This is a genomic window from Pseudomonas sp. NPDC089741, from assembly GCF_044748825.1.
GTDB classification, from domain to species: Bacteria; Pseudomonadota; Gammaproteobacteria; order Pseudomonadales; family Pseudomonadaceae; genus Aquipseudomonas; species Aquipseudomonas helmanticensis.
Window position 1 is genome coordinate 145,113 of record NZ_JBIVGT010000006.1, and the last position, 18,717, is coordinate 163,829.

Annotated in this window: 16 protein-coding genes and 1 pseudogene; 6 read left to right on the plus strand and 11 right to left on the minus strand. The window is 59.9% G+C overall.

Annotation, left to right across the window (positions count from 1 at the left end):
• Window positions 1–68: 68 nt before the first annotated feature.
• Genes ACIPZE_RS09150 through ACIPZE_RS09195 form a run of 10 tightly spaced genes read right to left on the minus strand, consistent with a single transcriptional unit; the run spans window position 69 to window position 10,794 of the window.
• On the minus strand, window positions 69–1,091 hold the full coding sequence (locus tag ACIPZE_RS09150; RefSeq protein ID WP_400772521.1) for an HAD family hydrolase: 1,023 nt from the start codon (window positions 1,089–1,091) through the stop codon (window positions 69–71).
• Window positions 1,088–2,530: a hypothetical protein gene (locus ACIPZE_RS09155; RefSeq protein WP_400772523.1), complete on the minus strand. Its 1,443-nt coding sequence runs from the start codon at window positions 2,528–2,530 to the stop codon at window positions 1,088–1,090. The genes ACIPZE_RS09150 and ACIPZE_RS09155 overlap by 4 nt, the downstream gene beginning before the upstream one ends.
• Window positions 2,527–4,107, minus strand: a complete 1,581-nt coding sequence (locus ACIPZE_RS09160; protein WP_400772524.1) for a VWA domain-containing protein — start codon at window positions 4,105–4,107, stop codon at window positions 2,527–2,529. Before ACIPZE_RS09160 ends, ACIPZE_RS09155 begins: the two co-directional genes overlap by 4 nt.
• Before the next feature lies 1 nt (window position 4,108).
• Complete coding sequence (locus tag ACIPZE_RS09165) at window positions 4,109–5,101, minus strand: vWA domain-containing protein (RefSeq protein ID WP_400772526.1); 993 nt, start codon at window positions 5,099–5,101, stop codon at window positions 4,109–4,111.
• Window positions 5,088–5,687, minus strand: coding sequence for a DUF4381 domain-containing protein (locus tag ACIPZE_RS09170; protein WP_283436628.1), 600 nt, complete (start codon window positions 5,685–5,687; stop codon window positions 5,088–5,090). The genes ACIPZE_RS09165 and ACIPZE_RS09170 overlap by 14 nt, the downstream gene beginning before the upstream one ends.
• Window positions 5,684–6,619, minus strand: a complete 936-nt coding sequence (locus ACIPZE_RS09175) for a DUF58 domain-containing protein (RefSeq protein WP_400772528.1) — start codon at window positions 6,617–6,619, stop codon at window positions 5,684–5,686. The genes ACIPZE_RS09170 and ACIPZE_RS09175 overlap by 4 nt, the downstream gene beginning before the upstream one ends.
• Window positions 6,616–7,596, minus strand: a complete 981-nt coding sequence (locus ACIPZE_RS09180) for an AAA family ATPase (RefSeq protein ID WP_400772530.1) — start codon at window positions 7,594–7,596, stop codon at window positions 6,616–6,618. Before ACIPZE_RS09180 ends, ACIPZE_RS09175 begins: the two co-directional genes overlap by 4 nt.
• 23 nt (window positions 7,597–7,619) lie before the next feature.
• Window positions 7,620–8,570 carry a transporter gene (locus tag ACIPZE_RS09185; protein ID WP_129393414.1) on the minus strand — a complete coding sequence of 317 codons (951 nt, stop codon included), beginning with the start codon at window positions 8,568–8,570 and terminating at the stop codon, window positions 7,620–7,622.
• A gap of 12 nt (window positions 8,571–8,582) precedes the next feature.
• Window positions 8,583–9,995: a DUF1254 domain-containing protein gene (locus ACIPZE_RS09190; RefSeq protein WP_400772532.1), complete on the minus strand. Its 1,413-nt coding sequence runs from the start codon at window positions 9,993–9,995 to the stop codon at window positions 8,583–8,585.
• Between the two features lie 10 nt (window positions 9,996–10,005).
• On the minus strand, window positions 10,006–10,794 hold the full coding sequence (locus ACIPZE_RS09195; RefSeq protein WP_400772630.1) for a hypothetical protein: 789 nt from the start codon (window positions 10,792–10,794) through the stop codon (window positions 10,006–10,008).
• A 539-nt stretch (window positions 10,795–11,333) separates the two neighbouring features.
• Between ACIPZE_RS09195 and ACIPZE_RS09200 the strand changes: the two are divergent.
• Window positions 11,334–11,579, plus strand: a pseudogene (locus ACIPZE_RS09200) (DUF6124 family protein); the annotation flags it as partial.
• 175 nt (window positions 11,580–11,754) lie between these two features.
• Window positions 11,755–12,192, plus strand: a complete 438-nt coding sequence (locus ACIPZE_RS09205) for a hypothetical protein (RefSeq protein WP_400772534.1) — start codon at window positions 11,755–11,757, stop codon at window positions 12,190–12,192.
• Window positions 12,193–12,302: 110 nt separating this feature from the next.
• On the opposite strand, the gene ACIPZE_RS09210 is transcribed toward ACIPZE_RS09205, so the two are convergent.
• The gene (locus ACIPZE_RS09210; RefSeq protein WP_400772536.1) at window positions 12,303–12,728 is read right to left on the minus strand and encodes a YciI family protein; all 426 of its coding nucleotides are present in this window, start codon (window positions 12,726–12,728) and stop codon (window positions 12,303–12,305) included.
• A 131-nt stretch (window positions 12,729–12,859) separates the two neighbouring features.
• Between ACIPZE_RS09210 and ACIPZE_RS09215 the strand changes: the two genes are divergently transcribed.
• From ACIPZE_RS09215 to ACIPZE_RS09230, 4 genes are all read left to right on the plus strand, one after another.
• On the plus strand, window positions 12,860–13,303 hold the full coding sequence (locus ACIPZE_RS09215) for a polyketide cyclase (RefSeq protein WP_400772537.1): 444 nt from the start codon (window positions 12,860–12,862) through the stop codon (window positions 13,301–13,303).
• Window positions 13,304–13,549: 246 nt separating this feature from the next.
• Window positions 13,550–14,050, plus strand: a complete 501-nt coding sequence (tpx, locus tag ACIPZE_RS09220) for a thiol peroxidase (protein WP_008086450.1) — start codon at window positions 13,550–13,552, stop codon at window positions 14,048–14,050.
• 188 nt (window positions 14,051–14,238) lie between these two features.
• Window positions 14,239–15,546 carry an MdtA/MuxA family multidrug efflux RND transporter periplasmic adaptor subunit gene (locus tag ACIPZE_RS09225; protein WP_129393426.1) on the plus strand — a complete coding sequence of 436 codons (1,308 nt, stop codon included), beginning with the start codon at window positions 14,239–14,241 and terminating at the stop codon, window positions 15,544–15,546.
• Window positions 15,543–18,644 carry an MdtB/MuxB family multidrug efflux RND transporter permease subunit gene (locus ACIPZE_RS09230; protein WP_400772539.1) on the plus strand — a complete coding sequence of 1,034 codons (3,102 nt, stop codon included), beginning with the start codon at window positions 15,543–15,545 and terminating at the stop codon, window positions 18,642–18,644. The genes ACIPZE_RS09225 and ACIPZE_RS09230 overlap by 4 nt, the downstream gene beginning before the upstream one ends.
• Window positions 18,645–18,717: the final 73 nt, after the last annotated feature.

The window sequence follows — 18,717 nt, forward strand, 5'->3', positions numbered from 1 at the left end:
ACTTGCTCCTTTTCGCGGGGGTCGTTTATTGCGACTTACGTTTATTGCAGTCCTGCAGCACGCTTTTCTTATTGCACCTGCTCGGAGACCGGTGACTCGAACGGGTAGATCCGGCGCCATTCGGACGCCATGTCGACCACGGTCCAGCCACGGGAATTTGCTTCGTCGAGGGCCTTATCGAGCCGCCCGATATCGGATTTGCGGTCATAGGCCCACTCGCGCTTGGCGTCGGTGTGGTGCACCAGGCCCATGAAACGCTTGCCGGAACCTGCGGCAGTCCACTGGAGCATTTGCAGGTCACCGTCGGAGTTGCCGAAGGCGAGGATCGGCCGCCGACCGATGACCGCATCGATGCTTTCCGGTTTGCCCGGGCCATCGTCGTTGTGCGCGAGTTTCGGTGTGCGCAGGATCGACGCCCGGCCGTCCTTGAATTGGTAGGAAGTGATGAACGTGGTGCCGATCACCTGTTCCGGCGGGATGCCGTAGACCTTCTCGGCAAACGCACGCATGAACGCCGTATCGCCGCCGGAAACGATGTAGGTCTTGAAGTCCTGGCTGCGCAGGTAGTCGAGCATTTCCAGCATCGGCTGGAAGATCATTTCGGTGTAGGGTTTACCGGTTTTCGGATGGCGCGCCTGACTCAGCCAGGTCTTGGCGTAGTCGTCGAACGCCTCGGTGGTCATGCCGGTGTGGGTTGCGCCGACGATTTTCAATAAGCCATCCATGCCCGCCGCGGCGAGGGCTTTGTGGTCGTTTTCAAGGACCGCTTTGAAAGGCTGGGTGGTTTTCCATTCCGGGTGCTGTGCGGCCGTGCGTTTGACCTCGTCCAGCGCAAACAGCAACTCGAAATACATCGGCTGCTCGCTCCACAAGGTGCCGTCGTTATCGAACACGGCGATGCGCTCGGCCGGTTTGACGAAGTCCTTGCTGCTTTGGTCAGTGACCGTTTGTACGAACTCGATAATGCTCTTTTTGGCTGGCCCGTCGTTCCACGATGGCAGTGGCTCGCTGGCCTGCGCGAGCAGGGGCAACGCCAGGCTGAACAGCAGGGCGAGTCCGAAACGTTGGCGGTACAGCATCGGGTTCGTCATGGGAAATCCTTCTCGTGAACGGGATTGAGCGGGCGCAGGGCTGACGCCGGTTTTACCTGCTGCTGTTGGACCTGACTGTGAAGCGTAGTCAAGGATTCGCGCAGTTGAACAAGTGTTTGCTCGGCGGTTGGCTGGCGACCGTAAAGCCCGCGTAACAGTCCTTGCAGGCGTGGGCCGGCATCGACCAGTTTCAGGCCCAGCCGACTGCGCCGCAGCCATAGATACAGCGCCGTCAGTTGTGGCGGCTTGGCTTGAAGTTCGCCGTTGATGTGCTGCCAGGCGTAGTCAGGTGATTGCTTCCAGGCCAGTTGCCTGGCGTGTTTGCGCGCTTGCCATTGTTGCCAGGCGCGAGTCATTCGCGGACGGCAGACATAACTTGCACCGACAAGGACGACGAGCAGGGTCAACCACACCAGCCAGCGCGCAGAGAAGTACAGGCGATTCTGGCCGATTTGCTTGAGGTCCTCGGCGATCGAGAACACTGGTTTGTAAGCGCTGTTGGCTGCCGCTTCGAACGTCACTGCCGGCACTTGGGTGGTGCGCGTCTGTCTGGCGCCCGAATCCCACCACTTCACCGCGATCGCCGGCAGGGTGTAGGCGCCGGTCTTGTCGATGCGGTAGCTGACAGCGTCGATGCGCTGCCCACCCAGAATGTCACCGCGACCGTCATCGAGGCTGGTGACTTGCGGGGTTTTCACATAGTGGCTCAAACCGGCAACTTCACCCAGCACCGGTGCGGGCAGGGCCATCGCCAATGTGCCGTCGGCTTGCAGGGTCAACTGGCGGGTAATGCTGTCGCCGACTTTCAGCGGGGTCGCCGAGTTGACGATGTTTTGCGTGAAGCGCAGACCGGTCGCAACCAGCGGCGTTTCCCCGGGTTTGAAACCGGGCGGCTGGGCGGCGCTGAAATGCACGGGCTGACTCTGTGCGCTGATTTCCTTCGTGGCCTGGCCGGGTGTGGCGCGCACGGTCAGCGCCGGAATGTCGACGCCTTGCGCGACGTTCGGGGTGATCAGGTAGCTGTAGCGCAGACCGCTGAAGGACTGGCCGTCAATGGTTTGATTGAGATGTTGGGCCTGGCCGTCTGGTGGCATCACCAATGCGCCATCGAGCTTGAGGTCGGGCAGGGTGGCACCGCTGGTGAACCAGGTGTCGGTGAGGACATCGACTTGCAACTCGACCAGACCGCCGACCATGGCGCCCTCGGCGGGTTGCAGGTGGGCCTGGACTTTGAGTTGCGGATCGGCGGCCAAGGCGTTGAGGCTGAAAATGCCAGTCAGCAGCAAAGCGCCGAATCTTGTGGTGATTGCCCGGGCCCCATCGCTGGCAAGCCAGCTCCCACACGGGGATGCAGTGTGAACAAAACCAGTGAAACCATCGCAAATCCCTGTGGGAGCTGGCTTGCCAGCGATGGCAGTAGCCGGGTTTAGACGATTCATGGCTTCGCTCCCTGCTGATCCTGCAAGCTGAACTTCTGCTTGAGAAACTTCGCCGGTGAGGTGGTCAGGTTCTGCAACCACAGCGCATCGGACGCGGCCTGCTCGGTCGCAACTTTTTTGCTCTGGCCCTTGCCCGGTGCCTTGTCGAATTTCACCTCGTCGGGCTTGGTCTGCGGTGCATTCTTCTCGGCGCTTTCGGTGTCTTTCAACAAAGCCTGCGCCAGCGCCAGATTGGCCGTCGCTTCGGCGAACTGCGGTTGCAGTTTCAAGGCTTGCGTATAGGCGGCTATCGCCTCATCGAACTTGAAGCGGCGCACGTAGATATTGCCCAGATAGAAGTACGCCTGCGGCGTGTCCAGTCGCGCAAATGTCGCGAGTGCGAGGTCGTAGTCCGCGGCGTGATAGGCGGCGACACCTTTCCAGTACGGGTCGACAAACAGAGCCGCAGCCTGCGGCCAGTGTTCGTGCTCGAAGGCCCAGCGACCTTGCTGGTCACGGGTGAAAAACGCATCGGTCAAGGCATTGGCCTGCGCCGGTGCCGATGGCCAGCCAAGGCCTGCGGCCAGTATTAACGCCGGCATCCAGTTGACGCTCCAGCCCTTGCGCACGCTGAACAACGCCAGCAGCAACAGCGGCCAGCACAGCCAGTAACCGGCATCTTTCCAGTGCAGTTCACGCTGTTCGGCGCTGGCACTCTGAAAGTGCGCTTGTGCATGCAACTCGATCCAGTCCAGGTCATCGTCTTTGAGGGTCAGGCTGCCGAGCGGTGCACCGACAGCCGAAGCCAACTGCTTGATTGCCGCTTGATCGAAACTGCCGAGTATCGGTCGCCCGTTGCTATCGATTTTCGGTTGGCCGTTGGCACCGTTAACGATCCCGCCGTCCTCACTGCCCACCGCCAATACCAGCACTTGCAGCTGACTGCCGCTGAGGCGTTTGTCGAGGCTGTCGAGTTGCGCGGTATCGGCGCCGTCGGTGATCAGCAGCAGGCTGCCAGGAGTTTTCTCGGCACTGAGCAGGCGCTTGGCTTGATCAATCACCGCGCCGACATCCTTGCCCGGTTTATCGATCAACCCGGTGCTCAAGGCCTGAATGAAGGTGTCGAGCAGCGCCGGGTCGTCCGTCGGCGGTAACACCAGATGCGCGCTGCCGGCATAGGCGATCAGCGCGGTGCGTGCGCCGGCACGACGCTGGATCAGGTCGTGCAGCTTGTGCTTGGCTGCCTCCAGGCGCGTCGGCTGGAGATCGCTGGCGTCCATCGACGGCGACAGATCCACCGCGACAATCAACGGCGCACGATTCTCGAGAAAGTCCGGGCGATCCTGTTCCCAGGTCGGTCCGGCCGCCGCGAGTGCACCGAGGATCAACAGCGCGCAGAGCAGATGCACCGGACGCAGCCGTTGATGATCCTGCGGGGTGACCAACAGGTGCGGCAGCAGATGTTCGGCGATGTTGCCGCGTAGCCGTCGTTGCAGGTCACGGCTGCGGCGCCAGATCAGCGGCAACAGCGCGCCGAACACCGCGAGCAGCAGCCATAGCGGCCGGAGGAAATGCAAGTCGCTGAGATTGATGTCCATCTCAGGCCTCCTGCCTTTGCCGTGCGCTCGCCAGGCGCGGGCGCAACAGCGCGCCAAGCTGATACACCGCGAGCAACAGCAGCGCCGCGCCCAGCGGCCAATAAAACAATTCGCGCTGTGGCTGGTGGCGGAAGGTTTTCACCTGATGCGGCGTCAGTTGATCGAGGGTGCTGTAGACCCGATCCAGCGCGCTGCGGTCTTCGGCGCGAAAGAACTGGCCGCCGGTGGTGCGGGCGATCTGTTCAAGCCCCGCCAGATTGACCTTGGCCTCACCGGCGGCGCTCGGGTCGCCAATACCGATGGTGTGAATGATCACGCCTTTGTTGGCGGCCATTTCGGCGGCATGATCCGGGGTGATGGCGCTGCTGGTGTCGTTGCCATCGGTGAGCAGGATGAGGACTTTTTCCTGTTCGTGGGCTTGGTCGAGCAACTTCAGACTGAGGCCGATAGCGTCGCCGATCGCGGTGTTGGGGCCGGCCATGCCGATGCCGGTGTCGGCCAGCAATAGCGACAGGCTGGCGTGATCGAGGGTCAATGGCGCCTGCGGATAAGCACCGCTGCCGAAGACGATCAGGCCGAGGCGGTCGTCCTTGCGCTTGTCGATAAAGCCTTGCACGACTTCTTTGACGGCAGCGAGGCGATTGATCTTTTCCCCGTTGGCGTTGGTGAAGTCTTCGGTTTCCATCGACTGCGAAATGTCGATGGCGAGCATCAGGTCGCGCACCGGTTGCTGGCGTTCGATGGGTTTTTCGACGAACACCGGCCGTGCAACTGCCAGCAGGATCAGTGCCCATACCAGTACATTGAGCAGTAACTGCCAGGCATTGCGTCGACTGCCGACGTTACTCGGTGCTTCGCCGACTGCGCGGCTCATCGCGCTGAAAAACGGCACACGCACCGCGCTGCGTGCTTCGTTGTAGGCGGGCAGGTACCGGTAGGCCAACCAAGGCAGCGGCAGCAGCAACAACAGCCACGGATAATCAAGCTGCCACATGATGATGCTCCACCCAGTCCTGGCAGGTCTCGAATAGGCTCTGTCGCTGCGGCGCGGGGAGGGCGCGCAAGACCTCGTCCGGCGCGTAGGCGAGTTGTGCCAGTTGCGCGCTGAAGTTTGCCGGCAGCGGTTTCCTACAGTGTTGCTGCAAAAAGACTTGCCAATCCTCGCGCCCAAGCGCCGCAGAACCCTGTAGGAGTGAGCCTGCTCGCGATGGCGTCCGGTCAGTCGATGAATGTGTTGAACGTGATGACGCTATCGCGAGCAGGCTCACTCCTACAGAGATCGGGTTCCAGCTCGGGGATTGTGTGGGCATCGACAGGGCCACGCGTTTGAGCAACTCCGGCAATTCGCGCAAGGCATTGAGGTCGTCGCTACGGCTGCGCAACTGCTCCAGTCGCGCCAGGGCTTCACGCCGATACTGATCACGCTGCCATTGCCGATAACGGCGGACAGCGATAATCAGCGTGAGCACCAGCAAAACCCCCAGCAACACCCACCAACCCCACGTCTGCGGCGCATAACTGACCGGCGCGGGCAAGCCCAACTCCTTGAGCTGGTCGATGCTGGGGATATTCGGATTCACCGTCGCGCTCCCGCTTTCTTGCCCAGTTCGGCGCGCAGTTGTTCATGGGCTTCTTCGGCGGTACTGATCATCATCAGCGGCACCTGACTGCGCCGCAGCAGGGTGGCGACGTCCTTGAGACGACCGCTGAGAAAATCCCCCAGCGGCTGATGCACGTTGCGTTTTTCGATGGCCAGCTCCACCTGCAGTTCACCCTGGGTGACCAGCAAGCGGCCGTTGTTCGGCAGCTTCAGCGCGAGTGGATCGTAGACTTGCAGGGCGATCACATCGTTATGCGCCGACAGTTGCCGCATCAGTTGCAAGGTGCGTTCACCGGCGCCGGCGAAATCGCTGACGATGCAGATCAGATGATCGTGCCCGGCCACGGCGAGGCAACGCTGCAAGACCTTGTCCAGTTGATCCTCGTCCTCGGCATCGCGGTTACCGGCGTTCAAGGCGCGGTTCTGTTCGGCCACGCGACTGAGCAACGCCTCGACTCGCTTGCGACTGCGCAGCGGCGCGATGCTGTCGATACGCTGGTCATTGAACACCAGACCGCCGACCCGGTCGCCGGCATGGAACACCATCCACGCTGCAAGTGCCGCGAGCTCGGCGGCCACGGCGGATTTGAAGCTGCGTTGCGAGCCGAAGAACATCGACATGCGTTGATCAACCACGATCAACGCCGGGCGGTCACGCTCCTCAGTGAAGGTGCGCACCACCGGTTTGCCGGTGCGCAGCGAGGCGCGCCAGTCGAGGTGGCGCAAATCATCGCCGGGCTGATAACGGCGCAGCTCATCGAAGTTCAAGCCACGGCCACGCAGGCGCGAAGCATGATTGCCGGCAAGAATGCTGCCCTGCGGCTGGCGGGCAAGAAAACTCAGGTCGCGGGCCTTGAACTCCAACGCCATCAATTGCGCGAGAGAGACGTAGACCAGCCCTTCGTCGTTCATGCCGGAATCGCCACTTTGTCGAGAATCCGGTCGAGCACCTGATCGGCGCTGACGCCATCGGCCACCGCGTCGTAGCTCAGCTGCAGGCGATGACGCAACACCGGATGCACCACCGCGCGGACGTTGTCCGGCGAAACGAAATCCTGGCCTTGCAACCACGCATCGGCGCGCGAGCAACGATCCAGACCGATGCCGCCACGCGGACTGGCGCCGATGCTGATCCAGCGCGCGAGGTCTTCGTCGTAGTCAGCCGGGTGGCGGGTGGCGTTGATCAGATCAATCAGATAGCTGTCGATGGCCGGCGATACATGCACGGCGCTGACCTCTTTGCGCGCCGCGAAGATCACTTCCTGCGACAGGCTGAAGCCCTTCACCGGCGTGGTGCTGGCACCCTGGGCGAACTCTTCGTTGCGCAGCAAACGCAACACCTGACTCTCGTTTTCGGCGCTCGGGTAATCGAGCAGAACCTTCATCAGGAACCGGTCCATCTGCGCTTCCGGCAACGGATAGGTGCCTTCCTGTTCAATCGGATTTTGCGTCGCCACCACGATAAACAGCTCCGGCAGCGCATGGCTGTTGCCGGCGACGGTGATCTGCCGCTCTTCCATGGCTTCGAGCAACGCTGCCTGGACCTTCGCCGGCGCGCGGTTGATCTCGTCGGCAAGAATCAGATTGCCGAACAGCGGGCCAGGCTGAAAGCGGATTTCGTTCTTGCCTTCGACCTGATGCAGCACCTCGGCCCCGGTGATGTCCGAGGGCAACAGGTCGGGGGTGAACTGGATGCGGCTCATCTTCGCATCGAGGTGCTTGGCCAGTGCCTTGACCGTGCGGGTCTTGGCCAGCCCCGGCAAACTTTCCAGAAGCAAATGCCCATTGGCCAACAGACCGAGGAGGATCTGCCGAATGACTTGATCCTGGCCGAGCACCGCTTCGGCGATGCTGGCTTGCAGGGCGTTGAGGTCGGTAAGAGCAGTCATGGCAGCAGTCCTTTGTGTCCGGTCTAGAAAAACGCGAGGGTCAGGTTGACGCTGAAGCCGTTGCCTTCGGGACGATTCTTGGTGTCGAACTCCGGCACCCAGCGGGCGCTGATGTTGGCCTGGGCGTCAGCGAATTTACCGGCCCAGCCGATCACCGGCCCGGCACCGACCGAACGTCCGCGATAGCCGTTGAAGGTATTGGCAGTCTGGCCTTTGTCGTCAGTCAGTTGCTGGATATAACCGGCGGCGACACCGGCGTTCCAGCCTTCGCCGAAGCCGTGGGTCCACAGCGCATCGAGGCGGAAGATGTTGCCGTTGCGGTAATCGGTCGCGTCGTTTTCGGTGTAGCGCTCGAACGCGCTCATCAGGCTGAACTCACCACCCTTGCCGTCCAGATGAGTGAACGCCACGGTCGGCATGAACGTGTAATTGTTCTGGCCCGGGTTGGCCAGACGATCTTTGTTATAGGCACCCGTAGGCACGTAGATCGGCAGCGAAAACGAGATGTGGTTGAACTCATCGAAGTGATAACCGGCGGCAATCGGGGTGATCAGCGCGTCGGCGAATTGCGTGCCGGAATCGCTGTCACCCAGCGTCCGTCCGCGCGGGCCGGTGATGCTGGCTTTGATGTCGGTGTACTGCACCGGCACGCCGATCGCCGAGGCGTAATTCCAGCGACCTTTGCCGGTATCCCAGACGTGGGTGAAATTGCCCATGGTGTAGGAGACTTTCATGTCGATCCCGCCACTGACAGCGCCGGAGATCGGCGCTCCGGAGCTGCCCTTGAGCGAGCCGTCGTACCAGATGCTGGTCAGCGACATGATCCAGCCGGGCTCAGGCGGCACAACTCCCGCGTTGGAAAACACTTGCTGCCCGGTAATCGGCCGGCCCACGCCGCCCTCTGCCGCGTAAAGCAGAGGACTGCCGATCATGCACAGCGCCAACAGCGGACGCACAACGTAAGGCTTGACCATCAAAAGCTCCGCTTATTGTTTTGAATTGACCGGATCGAGCAGGGGCATTTTCCATTCGCCACTGGCCACCTCCGGTTTCGGCAGGTAAAGACGCAAAATCCCGTAGAACGGTCCGTTGGGTGCCGGCAGCCAATTGATCTGCTTGTCCTTGCCAGGGTTGGCGTGCTGCACGTACAGGGTCAGTCCGCCGTCGGCGTCGAGCGCAAGATCCGGCAGCATCCGCGAGTTGATCAGGTACCGATTGAGCGGGTTGGCCACGAGCAATTTGTTTTTGCCGTCATACATCGTCAGCGACCAGAAAGCGTCAGCCGGGGGCAGGGCGCCTTTGTCGAAATGCAGGGTGTAATCGTGTTTCGACGCATCGGCGGGTTGACCGTCTTTGTCGACGAAGTAGCCGATGTAATTGGCTTCCTCGGCGGAGTTGCCGAAGATGCCCATGTTGGCCCCGGCATAGCGATACAGGTAATTGCCCTTGAGGTGGTCGCGGGTGCCGAAGAAATCGCCGCTGCTGACCTGATGGCTATCGACCTTGTCCTTCTTGAACCCGGCGAACTCGGCTTTGGCGTCGCCGATGCCGTCCTCCAGCGCCTTGCGTTGTTCGGTGCTGAGTTTCTTCACGTCGAACGGTGCGCCGGCGCCGATACCGATTTTGGCGAAACGCGCCAACAGGTCTTTCTCGACGTCCTGCGGCGGGGCGAAGGCCAGCATGAAGTTCAGGTAGCGGAACAGATCCGGCGTTTCACTCATGGTCGGCGTCGGTTTCGGCCAACTGACTTTTGGTGCAGGCGCCGGGGCTTTCTGCTTGAGGTAATGGCTGAGGGTTTCGACCTTGTAGCCTTGCTGGATCTGCTTGACCTTGGTCAGGTCCTTGTCGTCGAACAGTTGGGTGCGATACAGCGCGTAGGTGATATTGCTCTCGCTGCGCAGCAGACGGTCGATATTCACCGGTTGCTGACCTTGCCATTCGGGGCCGGCAATCATGAAGTGACCGCCGTTGTTGCCGGTACTGCGGGTGCCCAGGTAGGCGAAGTTCTGTGTATAGGCGTCGATCAGCTGCACCGAGTAATAGCGGTGCTCTTCGATGGGCGGCAAGGACAGGATCAGCGGCTCGCTGCGCAGGTCCATCCAGACGAACGAGTAAGGCGTGTCGGCGTTGGGTGTGACGAATGCGGTGTCCTTGGCGGTAAAAGCTTTCGCCGTGTTGCCGATCCGGTTGAACGGTGCCTTGTAGTTCGGGCTTTTGCTGTCGATGGCCTGGGTGTAGAGGGTCTTGTACATCTCCACGACCGGGAAGCCATAGAGGTAAGCTTCCTTGGCAATTGCGCGTGCCTCTTCGGGGCTGGCGGTGAAACCCTGGGCACCGACGCCGCAACTGACGAACATCGTCATCAGGCTATATCCGGCGGCTTTGATGGCTCCTTGCATGGCGTTTTCCTTACTTGCCGAATGTCACGTTAATGCCTGTGTACACGACGAACTGCGGCAGTCCGTCGCCTTTGCGGTCGACTGTCCACTGCGGCTCGACGAAGGCGTTGAGGATGTTGCTGCCGGACTTCCAGGCTTTGCCCACACCGAGGCCGATGGGGATGTAGTGGGTGTCGTTTTTCAGGTCGAAAGTCCAGGTGCCGGTGGAGCGCAAGTACCAGCCTTTTTCCAGGTTATGGATGATGAATGGCTGCATCGTTGCGCTCTCGACGTGCGCGCGATCGCTGTCGCCGGCAAACGAACTTTGGTATTGCACCAGTGCGCCGAGCAAGCCGCGCGGCGAAGCGTCGATAGCCACTGCGGCGAGGCCGCCTTGCCATTTGCCAGTGCCGAGTTCGTCCTGTTCAGCCGTCGGCGCAGTGATCAGTGGGCCAATGCCTAATTGCACGCCTTCGGTTTTCAGAATGAAGATGTCGAACAGGTTCAGATCGCCGATGCCGGTGCTGTAACCGTTGTGCGGGTCGGGGCGGGTGCTGATCGGCAGGGTGGCGCGGATCAGTTGCGGCACACCGATAAAGTCATTCGGCGCGATCGGCAAGGTGCCGCGCAGCAACACGTCATTGGTATGCACGTTGCTGTCGTAAAGCCTGGGCGTGTAGTAATCCTGCAGGTTGGCACCCGGAGCGACGTTCAACGGGTTGTTGCTTTTGTTCGAATCCTCGGCGTTATCCGCTTGAGCGCTGCACGCAGCCGCCAGCGAACTCGCCAGAAACAGAGTTTTTCCCACTCGATTGAACATCATCCCCGATTCCCTGGTGGCTTATGGACAACTCGGCACTTGTCGGCCGTTACGGCGTAATCCCTTTCTTATCAAGCCTGTAGGACACGTCCGTTTGAAGCTAGCAGCTAATCGGGGGTTAGCCAGTCGAATGGATTAATTCTTTGGTTTTGTGTACGGGATCACAACCAAGTTGTGTTCACAAAAATGCCCATGGAGCTGCCGCAGGCTGCGATCTTTTGATCTTGTTTTTGTAGATCAACATAAAAGATCGGCCGATCGCGAGCCTTCGGCAGCTCCTACCTATACGTATTTCAATTCGGGATGTTTAAATGTTGTTTCGAATTTGCGGAACGTTCCCACAAGGTTTTCAGGTTGTCCGTCGGACGTCGGGTCTCTAGCCTGTGTTCGTCGCTGCCAAATCAGCGACCGGGACTGGAAACCCCGACGGGTATTAGTGGCGCGTACACGCCTTTCATAACGTATCCTTGCGCACTTCGAATGTGTGCACTCCGTTATGGCGGCTGTGCGCGGGAGACCTTCGGGTCGACCGGGTCGCCGCTGCCCGCATCATGTCCAGCGCCAACGAGCCGGAACCCATGTACCTCGCCAATCCCAGGTAAAACACCGAATCCCTGCTCGCCAACGCCAGCGAAACCCTCGGCTCGGCCAGCGAGATGCTGATGAACTTCGCCGCCTCGTTGGAAACCTCACAGCGCAAGACCGCGCTGGGTATTGCACAGGTCGTCATGCTGGGTGAACTCGCGGTGAATCAAGCCTTGGATCACGTCGAGCTCAAGAACTGATCGCTCTTGAATGAGCATTCCCACGCTCAGCGTGGGAATGCAGCCCTTGAGGCTCTGCGGCAAATTCGCAAGCTGGAACGCAGAGCGTCCCTTGAAAGACGTTTGGGCATAACCGTGACAATTGCAGGAGTAAAGGCTTGATAAGGGAAATGGTTACAAACAGGCGGATTAGCGTATGGCTGGTAGCAGTTTTATCCGTCAACGCGGTTTTTTGGCTTTTCTGATTTTTGGTGATATCGGGAAGGGGCACGATATGAAAATCATCAAAACCCAAGAGCCGTTACTGATTGAAGGGCCAAATGGCGACGAGATCTACTCTTTACTGCCTTTGGGTACCACGCTTTATTACGATAAAAGCTTTCCTGAAGGGCACGACCGTTATGTCGTGTATTTCAACCATAAAGGTGCAATAGCACACGAAGAAGTACCCATGAAGCCTGAGTATGGCGGCTCATTTATCAATCCGCTCTGGCTGGCCAATGTTAATGAGGAAACCTTGAAAGAAATTTTCAAACGTTTTCCGCTTTCCAAAGAAGATGTCGCCGCTGCGATCAAGGCCAATGAAATAACCAAGGATGATCTGGCCGACATCATCCGATCGATGCCCGACTGATGATTCTGTAGCTGGCGAGTAAAACGAGGCTGCGATCTATTGATTTTGTGTTCTAAAAGCAGAATCAAAAGATCGCAGCCTTCGGCAGCTCCTACATCGGGATATCCGGTTTAGCCGTTTTTCTTGGCCTGTTCGCGGATGCGTTCTTCTTGCGCGCGGGCTTCGGGGGTGAATTCGGCGCCGAAGTCTTCGGCAGAAAATATCTGGCGGATTTCGATTTCAGAATCGCCCGGCATCGGATTGGGGCAACGCTTGACCCATTCGATGGCTTCTTCCTTCGATTTCACTTCCCAAATCCAGTAGCCCGCCACCAGTTCTTTGGTCTCGATGAACGGCCCGTCGATGACCGTGCGTTTGTCCCCGGAGAAGCGTACGCGGGCGCCTTTGCTGCTCGGATGCAGGCCATCGCAATCGATCAGGATGCCGGCCTTGACCAGTTCTTCGTTGAAGTTGCCCATGGCGGTGATCAGTTCTTCGCTGGGCATGATGCCGGCTTCCGAATCGGCGCTGGCTTTGACAAGGATCATGAATCGCATGGCGGGTTACTCCGTGGATTGTGGGGATTCGTTGTTTAGTCGAACGGGCCGGGGTTGAATCGACAGGCTTGTAAATAAAAGATGCAGACCTGCGTTTTAACAAGCATCCCTGCCTACGGAATGTGTCGGCCATGCCAATCCTCGAACTCAGCACATTGATTCCCGCCCGCACACCGGCCGAAGTGCTCGACTTTTGTCTGGACGGGACGAATTTCCCGAAGATATTCCCGGAGCGCATCACACCGCTGGGCGATGTCGATCTGAACAATTTGCGTATCGAAGCCGGGCGGCAGTTTCGCTTTCGGCACTGGATGTTCAACCTGATTCCGGCGACCTGGACGGTGCTGATCCGCGAAGTGGGTGAGGCACATTTCATTGATGAAATGCTCAAGGGGCCGCTGCGTGCCTTTCGTCATGAACATCGGGTAGCCGCGGGAGAGGGCGGCACGCTTTATACCGACCGGGTGACGTATTTGGCGATTGGCGGAGCGTTCAGCGAGCGTGTGTTGGTGGACGCTTATATGCGGCGGATTTTTCAGGTGCGGCATCGCAACATGCTGCAACTGCTCCGATAACGCCTCAAATCTAATTGTAGGAGTGAGCCTGCTCGCGATGGCGGCGTGTCATACACGCAGATGTTGACTGATACACCGCCATCGCGAGCAGGCTCACTCCTACAGGTAATGCGTTTGGTTTTGTATACAATTTTTCGTGCAGTCCCCCAACAATTTTCCAGGCAGGGCATAGGTCGTCGGACAATTTCGTGGTTAACTTCCGCCTCTTGCATGCTTTCCAATCAAAACATCAGAAGGACTCAAGTCATGGCTCAAGTCACCCTTAAAGGCAATCCGGTTCAAGTCAACGGCCAACTGCCACAAGCCGGTTCCAAGGCGCCAGCCTTTTCTCTGGTTGCCGGCAATCTGTCCGATGTCACCCTGAAAGACTTTGCCGGCAAGCGCAAAGTGCTGAACATCTTCCCAAGCGTCGACACTCCGACCTGCGCCACTTCCGTGCGCAAGTTCAACGCCCAGGCCAACGAAGTGGCCAACACGGTAGTGCTGTGCATTTCGGCTGACCTGCCGTTCGCCCAGGCACGCTTCTGCGGCGCTGAAGGCCTGGAAAACGTGCAGAACCTGTCGACCCTGCGCGGCGCCGAGTTCATCGAAAACTACGGCGTGGCCATTGCTGACGGCCCGCTGAAAGGCCTGACCGCCCGCGCGGTAGTGGTTCTGGACGAAAACGACAACGTCCTGCACAGCGAACTGGTCAAGGAAATCGCTGAAGAACCAAACTACGATGCAGCCCTTGCTGTGTTGAAATAAGTGTTCTGAAACAAACGCTTTACAATTGTTAACGGCCTGGCCCTGTCCAGGCCGTTTTCATTTGTGTATCAGTGTTTTGCCTCACACCTTGAAACGTAAGTTGAAGGTAAATTGCCGGTAAAGCTGCTTTGCTTAATCGTCACCAGTGCTTATCGTTCAGCCTCCCGTAAAAGAAGCCCACGCGCCCAATGGTTAATCACTCCATGCAATCGTCCCCCCGCAACTCCCGTCGCTGGCTGATCAGCCTGCTTGTCTTGTTGGTTATCGCCGTGCTGTGCTGGAAATTCTGGCCTGCCGGCTCGGCCCACAAGGAGGGCGCCGAGAAAGCGGCCGCAGGACACGCCGGGCGTTCGGGGATGATGCGGCCGGGCTTCGGCGGCGGCACCGGGCCGATTCCGGTGCGCGTGGCGCCGGCAGTCACCGGTGACTTCCCGCTGTATTACAAGGCGTTGGGCACGGTTACGGCGCTCAATACCATCAACGTGCGCAGCCGGGTTGGCGGCGAATTGATGAAAATCAATTTCGAAGAAGGGCAGATGGTCAAGGCCGGCGACCTGCTGGCAGAGATCGACCCGCGTCCTTACCAGAATGCCTTGCTGCAGGCGGAAGGCACGCTGTTGCAGAATCAGGCACAACTGAAAAACGCTCAGGTCGATGTCGAGCGGTATCGCGGCCTGTTCAAGGAAGACAGCATCGCCAAGCAGACGCTGGACACCGCCGAAGCGCTGGTCGGCCAGTATCTGGGCACGGTCAAGACCAATCAGGCGGCGGTCAACGACGCCAAGCTCAATCTCGAATTCACCAAAATCCGCGCGCCGATTGCCGGTCGCGTCGGCCTGCGTCAGCTTGATGTCGGCAATCTGGTGGCGGCCAACGACACCACGTTCCTCGCGGTGATCACCCAGACGCAACCGATCAGCGTCGCGTTCACCCTGCCGGAAAACAGCCTCGAAACCGTGCTCGCCCGCTATCGCAGCGGTGCCAAACTGCCGGCCGAAGCGTGGGATCGCGGCGATAGCAAACTGCAAGCCACTGGCGTGCTGCAAAGCCTCGACAACCAGATCGACGTCGCCACCGGTACCCTGAAATTCAAGGCGCGTTACGAAAACCGTGACCAGTCGCTGTTCCCCAACCAGTTCGTCAACGTGCACTTGCTCGCCGACACCCTCAAGGGCGTGGTGCTGGCACCGTCGGCAGCCATCCAGTTCGGCACCAATGGCACCTTTGTCTACGCGATGGACGGCGACAAGAAGGTCACTATCCGCCAGTTGAAGATTGGCGCGAGCGACGGTTCAAATACTGTGGTCACCGAAGGCCTGTCCGCAGGCGACCGCGTAGTCCTCGAAGGCACCGACCGCCTGAAGGAAGGCAGCGAAGTGGAAGTGGTCAACGACAGCAATCAGGTGCCGACCACGCCGACCGAACATCTGCAAGGAAAATCCGCCGCCAACGCCCCGGACGCTGCTGTCACTGACAAGGCCAAGAAGGGCGCATGAACATTTCGCGGCTGTTCATCCTCCGTCCGGTAGCCACTACCCTGAGCATGCTGGCCATTGTGCTGGCCGGTCTGATCGCTTATCGCCTGTTGCCGGTGTCGGCCTTGCCTCAGGTCGATTACCCGACCATCCGCGTCATGACGCTGTACCCCGGCGCCAGCCCGGATGTGATGACCAGCGCGGTCACGGCGCCGCTTGAGCGCCAGTTCGGCCAGATGCCCGGCCTGACGCAAATGGCCTCGACCAGCTCCGGCGGCGCTTCGGTGCTGACCCTGCGCTTCAGCCTCGACATCAACATGGATGTCGCCGAGCAACAGGTGCAAGCGGCAATCAACGCGGCGACCAATCTGCTGCCGACCGACCTGCCGGCGCCACCGGTGTACAACAAGGTCAACCCGGCGGACACCCCGGTGCTGACCCTGGCCATCACTTCGAAAACCATGTTGCTGCCCAAGCTCAACGACCTGGTCGATACGCGCATGGCGCAGAAGATCGCCCAGATCAGCGGCGTCGGCATGGTCAGCATTGCCGGCGGCCAACGCCAGGCGGTGCGGATCAAGGTCAACCCAGAGGCACTGGCGGCCAACAGCCTCAACCTGTCGGATGTGCGCACGCTGATCAGTGCCTCCAACGTCAACCAGCCAAAAGGCAACTTTGACGGCCCGACCCGGGTGTCGATGCTCGATGCCAACGACCAACTGACCTCGCCCAAGGATTACGCCAACCTGATCCTTGCCTACAAGAACGGCGCGCCGTTGCGGCTCAAGGACGTTGCGGAAATCGTCGATGGTGCCGAAAACGAACGCCTCGCCGCGTGGGCCAACCAGAATCAGGCGGTATTGCTGAATATCCAGCGTCAGCCGGGCGCCAACGTCATCGAAGTGGTCGACCGCATCAAGGCGTTGCTGCCGAGCATCACCGATAACTTGCCGGCCGGCCTCGACGTCACGGTGCTGACTGACCGCACCCAGACCATCCGCGCCTCGGTCACCGATGTGCAGCATGAATTGCTGATCGCCATCGCACTGGTGGTAATGGTGACATTCCTGTTCCTGCGCCGCGCCAGTGCGACGATCATTCCGTCGGTGGCCGTGCCGCTGTCGCTGATCGGTACCTTCGGGGTGATGTACCTGGCAGGGTTCTCGGTCAACAACCTGACCCTGATGGCGCTGACCATCGCCACCGGTTTTGTCGTCGACGATGCGATCGTGATGCTGGAAAATATCGCGCGCTTCATCGAAGAAGGCGACAGCCCGATGCAGGCCGCGCTCAAGGGCGCGAAGCAGATTGGCTTCACCTTGATTTCCCTGACCCTGTCGCTGATCGCGGTGCTGATTCCGCTGCTGTTCATGGCGGATGTGGTCGGGCGCCTGTTCCGCGAATTCGCCATCACCCTGGCCGTGGCAATCCTGATTTCGCTGGTGGTCTCGCTGACCCTGACGCCGATGATGTGCGCGCGTCTGCTCAAGCGTGAGCCGGAAGTTCATGAGCAGGGCCGTTTCTACCGCGCCAGCGGTGCGGTCATCGACTGGATGATCGCCGCGTACGGGCGCAAGTTGCAGTGGGTGCTCAAGCATCAGCCGCTGACATTGCTGGTGGCCATCGGCACACTCGCACTGACGGTTGTCCTTTATATGGTGGTGCCGAAAGGCTTCTTCCCGGTGCAGGACACCGGGGTGATCCAGGGCATTTCCGAAGCGCCGCAGTCGATTTCCTTCGCGGCGATGGGCGACCGACAGCAGGAACTGGCGAAGATCATTCTCGAAGACCCGGCCGTGCAAAGCCTGTCGTCCTACATCGGTGTCGACGGCGACAACGCCACGCTCAACAGCGGCCGTTTGCTGATCAATCTCAAGCCGCATGGCCAGCGTGACCTGACCGGTACCGAGGTAATCGCGCGCTTGCAACCGCAAGTGGACAAACTGGTCGGCATCCGCCTGTTCATGCAGCCGGTACAGGACCTGACCATCGAGGATCGGGTCAGCCGCACCCAGTACCAGTTCAGCATGTCGTCACCGGATTCCGAGCTGCTCAGCCAGTGGAGCGGGCGTCTGGTCGAGGCACTGGCGCAGCGTCCGGAACTGACCGACGTTGCCAGCGATTTGCAGGACAAGGGCTTGCAGGTTTATCTGGTGATCGATCGCGATGCCGCCTCACGCCTCGGCGTGTCGGTGGCGAACATCACCGATGCGCTGTACGACGCCTTCGGTCAGCGGCAGATTTCGACCATTTACACCCAGGCCAGCCAGTACCGCGTGGTGTTGCAAGCGCAGGCCGGGGAGAAGATCGGTCCGCAGGCGCTGGATCAGATTCATGTGAAGACCACTGACGGCGCACAGGTGCGCCTGTCGAGCCTGGCCCATGTCGAGGAGCGTCAGGCGCAACTGGCCATCACTCACATCGACCAGTTCCCGGCAGTGATGATGTCGTTCAACCTTGCGCCCGGCGTCGCGCTGGGGCACGCGGTGGACATCATCGAGCAGGTGCAGAAGGACATCGGCATGCCGGTGGGCGTGCAAACCCAGTTCCAGGGTGCAGCCGAAGCGTTCCAGGCCTCGCTGTCGAGCACCTTGCTGCTGATTCTCGCGGCAGTGGTGACCATGTACATCGTGCTGGGCGTGCTGTACGAGAGCTACATCCATCCGATCACCATTCTCTCGACGTTGCCGTCGGCGGCGGTCGGTGCCTTGCTGGCGTTGCTGCTCAGTGGCAACGATCTGGGGATGATCGCGATCATCGGCATCATTCTGCTGATCGGTATCGTCAAGAAGAACGCGATCATGATGATCGACTTCGCCCTCGACGCCGAGCGCACGCAAGGCATGGCGCCGGAGCAGGCGATCTATCAGGCGGCGCTGCTGCGTTTCCGGCCGATCCTGATGACCACGCTGGCCGCGTTGTTCGGCGCGGTGCCGTTGATGCTGGCCACCGGTTCCGGCGCCGAATTGCGTCAACCGTTGGGTCTGGTGATGGTCGGCGGCTTGCTGGTGAGCCAGGTGCTGACGCTGTTCACCACGCCGGTGATCTACCTGTATTTCGACCGTCTCGGCCGACGCTTCGGCAAAACCAATGCCGACGCCAAAGAGGTCTCGGTATGACGGTCCGTAGAAATAACCCCTGCAGGAGTGAGCCTGCTCGCGATGAGGCCCGCACCTGCAACATCAAAATAGA

Coding starts and splice junctions, on each gene's coding strand:
- ACIPZE_RS09190 (WP_400772532.1), bottom strand. CDS start 9,995: ATGCAAGGAGCCATCAAAGCCGCCGGATATAGCCTGATGACGATGTTC.
- ACIPZE_RS09205 (WP_400772534.1), top strand. CDS start 11,755: ATGGCTGGTAGCAGTTTTATCCGTCAACGCGGTTTTTTGGCTTTTCTG.
- ACIPZE_RS09215 (WP_400772537.1), top strand. CDS start 12,860: ATGCCAATCCTCGAACTCAGCACATTGATTCCCGCCCGCACACCGGCC.
- ACIPZE_RS09155 (WP_400772523.1), bottom strand. CDS start 2,530: ATGAATCGTCTAAACCCGGCTACTGCCATCGCTGGCAAGCCAGCTCCC.
- ACIPZE_RS09195 (WP_400772630.1), bottom strand. CDS start 10,794: ATGTTCAATCGAGTGGGAAAAACTCTGTTTCTGGCGAGTTCGCTGGCG.
- ACIPZE_RS09165 (WP_400772526.1), bottom strand. CDS start 5,101: ATGTGGCAGCTTGATTATCCGTGGCTGTTGTTGCTGCTGCCGCTGCCT.
- tpx (WP_008086450.1), top strand. CDS start 13,550: ATGGCTCAAGTCACCCTTAAAGGCAATCCGGTTCAAGTCAACGGCCAA.
- ACIPZE_RS09160 (WP_400772524.1), bottom strand. CDS start 4,107: ATGGACATCAATCTCAGCGACTTGCATTTCCTCCGGCCGCTATGGCTG.
- ACIPZE_RS09150 (WP_400772521.1), bottom strand. CDS start 1,091: ATGACGAACCCGATGCTGTACCGCCAACGTTTCGGACTCGCCCTGCTG.
- ACIPZE_RS09185 (WP_129393414.1), bottom strand. CDS start 8,570: ATGGTCAAGCCTTACGTTGTGCGTCCGCTGTTGGCGCTGTGCATGATC.
- ACIPZE_RS09210 (WP_400772536.1), bottom strand. CDS start 12,728: ATGCGATTCATGATCCTTGTCAAAGCCAGCGCCGATTCGGAAGCCGGC.
- ACIPZE_RS09230 (WP_400772539.1), top strand. CDS start 15,543: ATGAACATTTCGCGGCTGTTCATCCTCCGTCCGGTAGCCACTACCCTG.
- ACIPZE_RS09180 (WP_400772530.1), bottom strand. CDS start 7,596: ATGACTGCTCTTACCGACCTCAACGCCCTGCAAGCCAGCATCGCCGAA.
- ACIPZE_RS09175 (WP_400772528.1), bottom strand. CDS start 6,619: ATGAACGACGAAGGGCTGGTCTACGTCTCTCTCGCGCAATTGATGGCG.
- ACIPZE_RS09225 (WP_129393426.1), top strand. CDS start 14,239: ATGGTTAATCACTCCATGCAATCGTCCCCCCGCAACTCCCGTCGCTGG.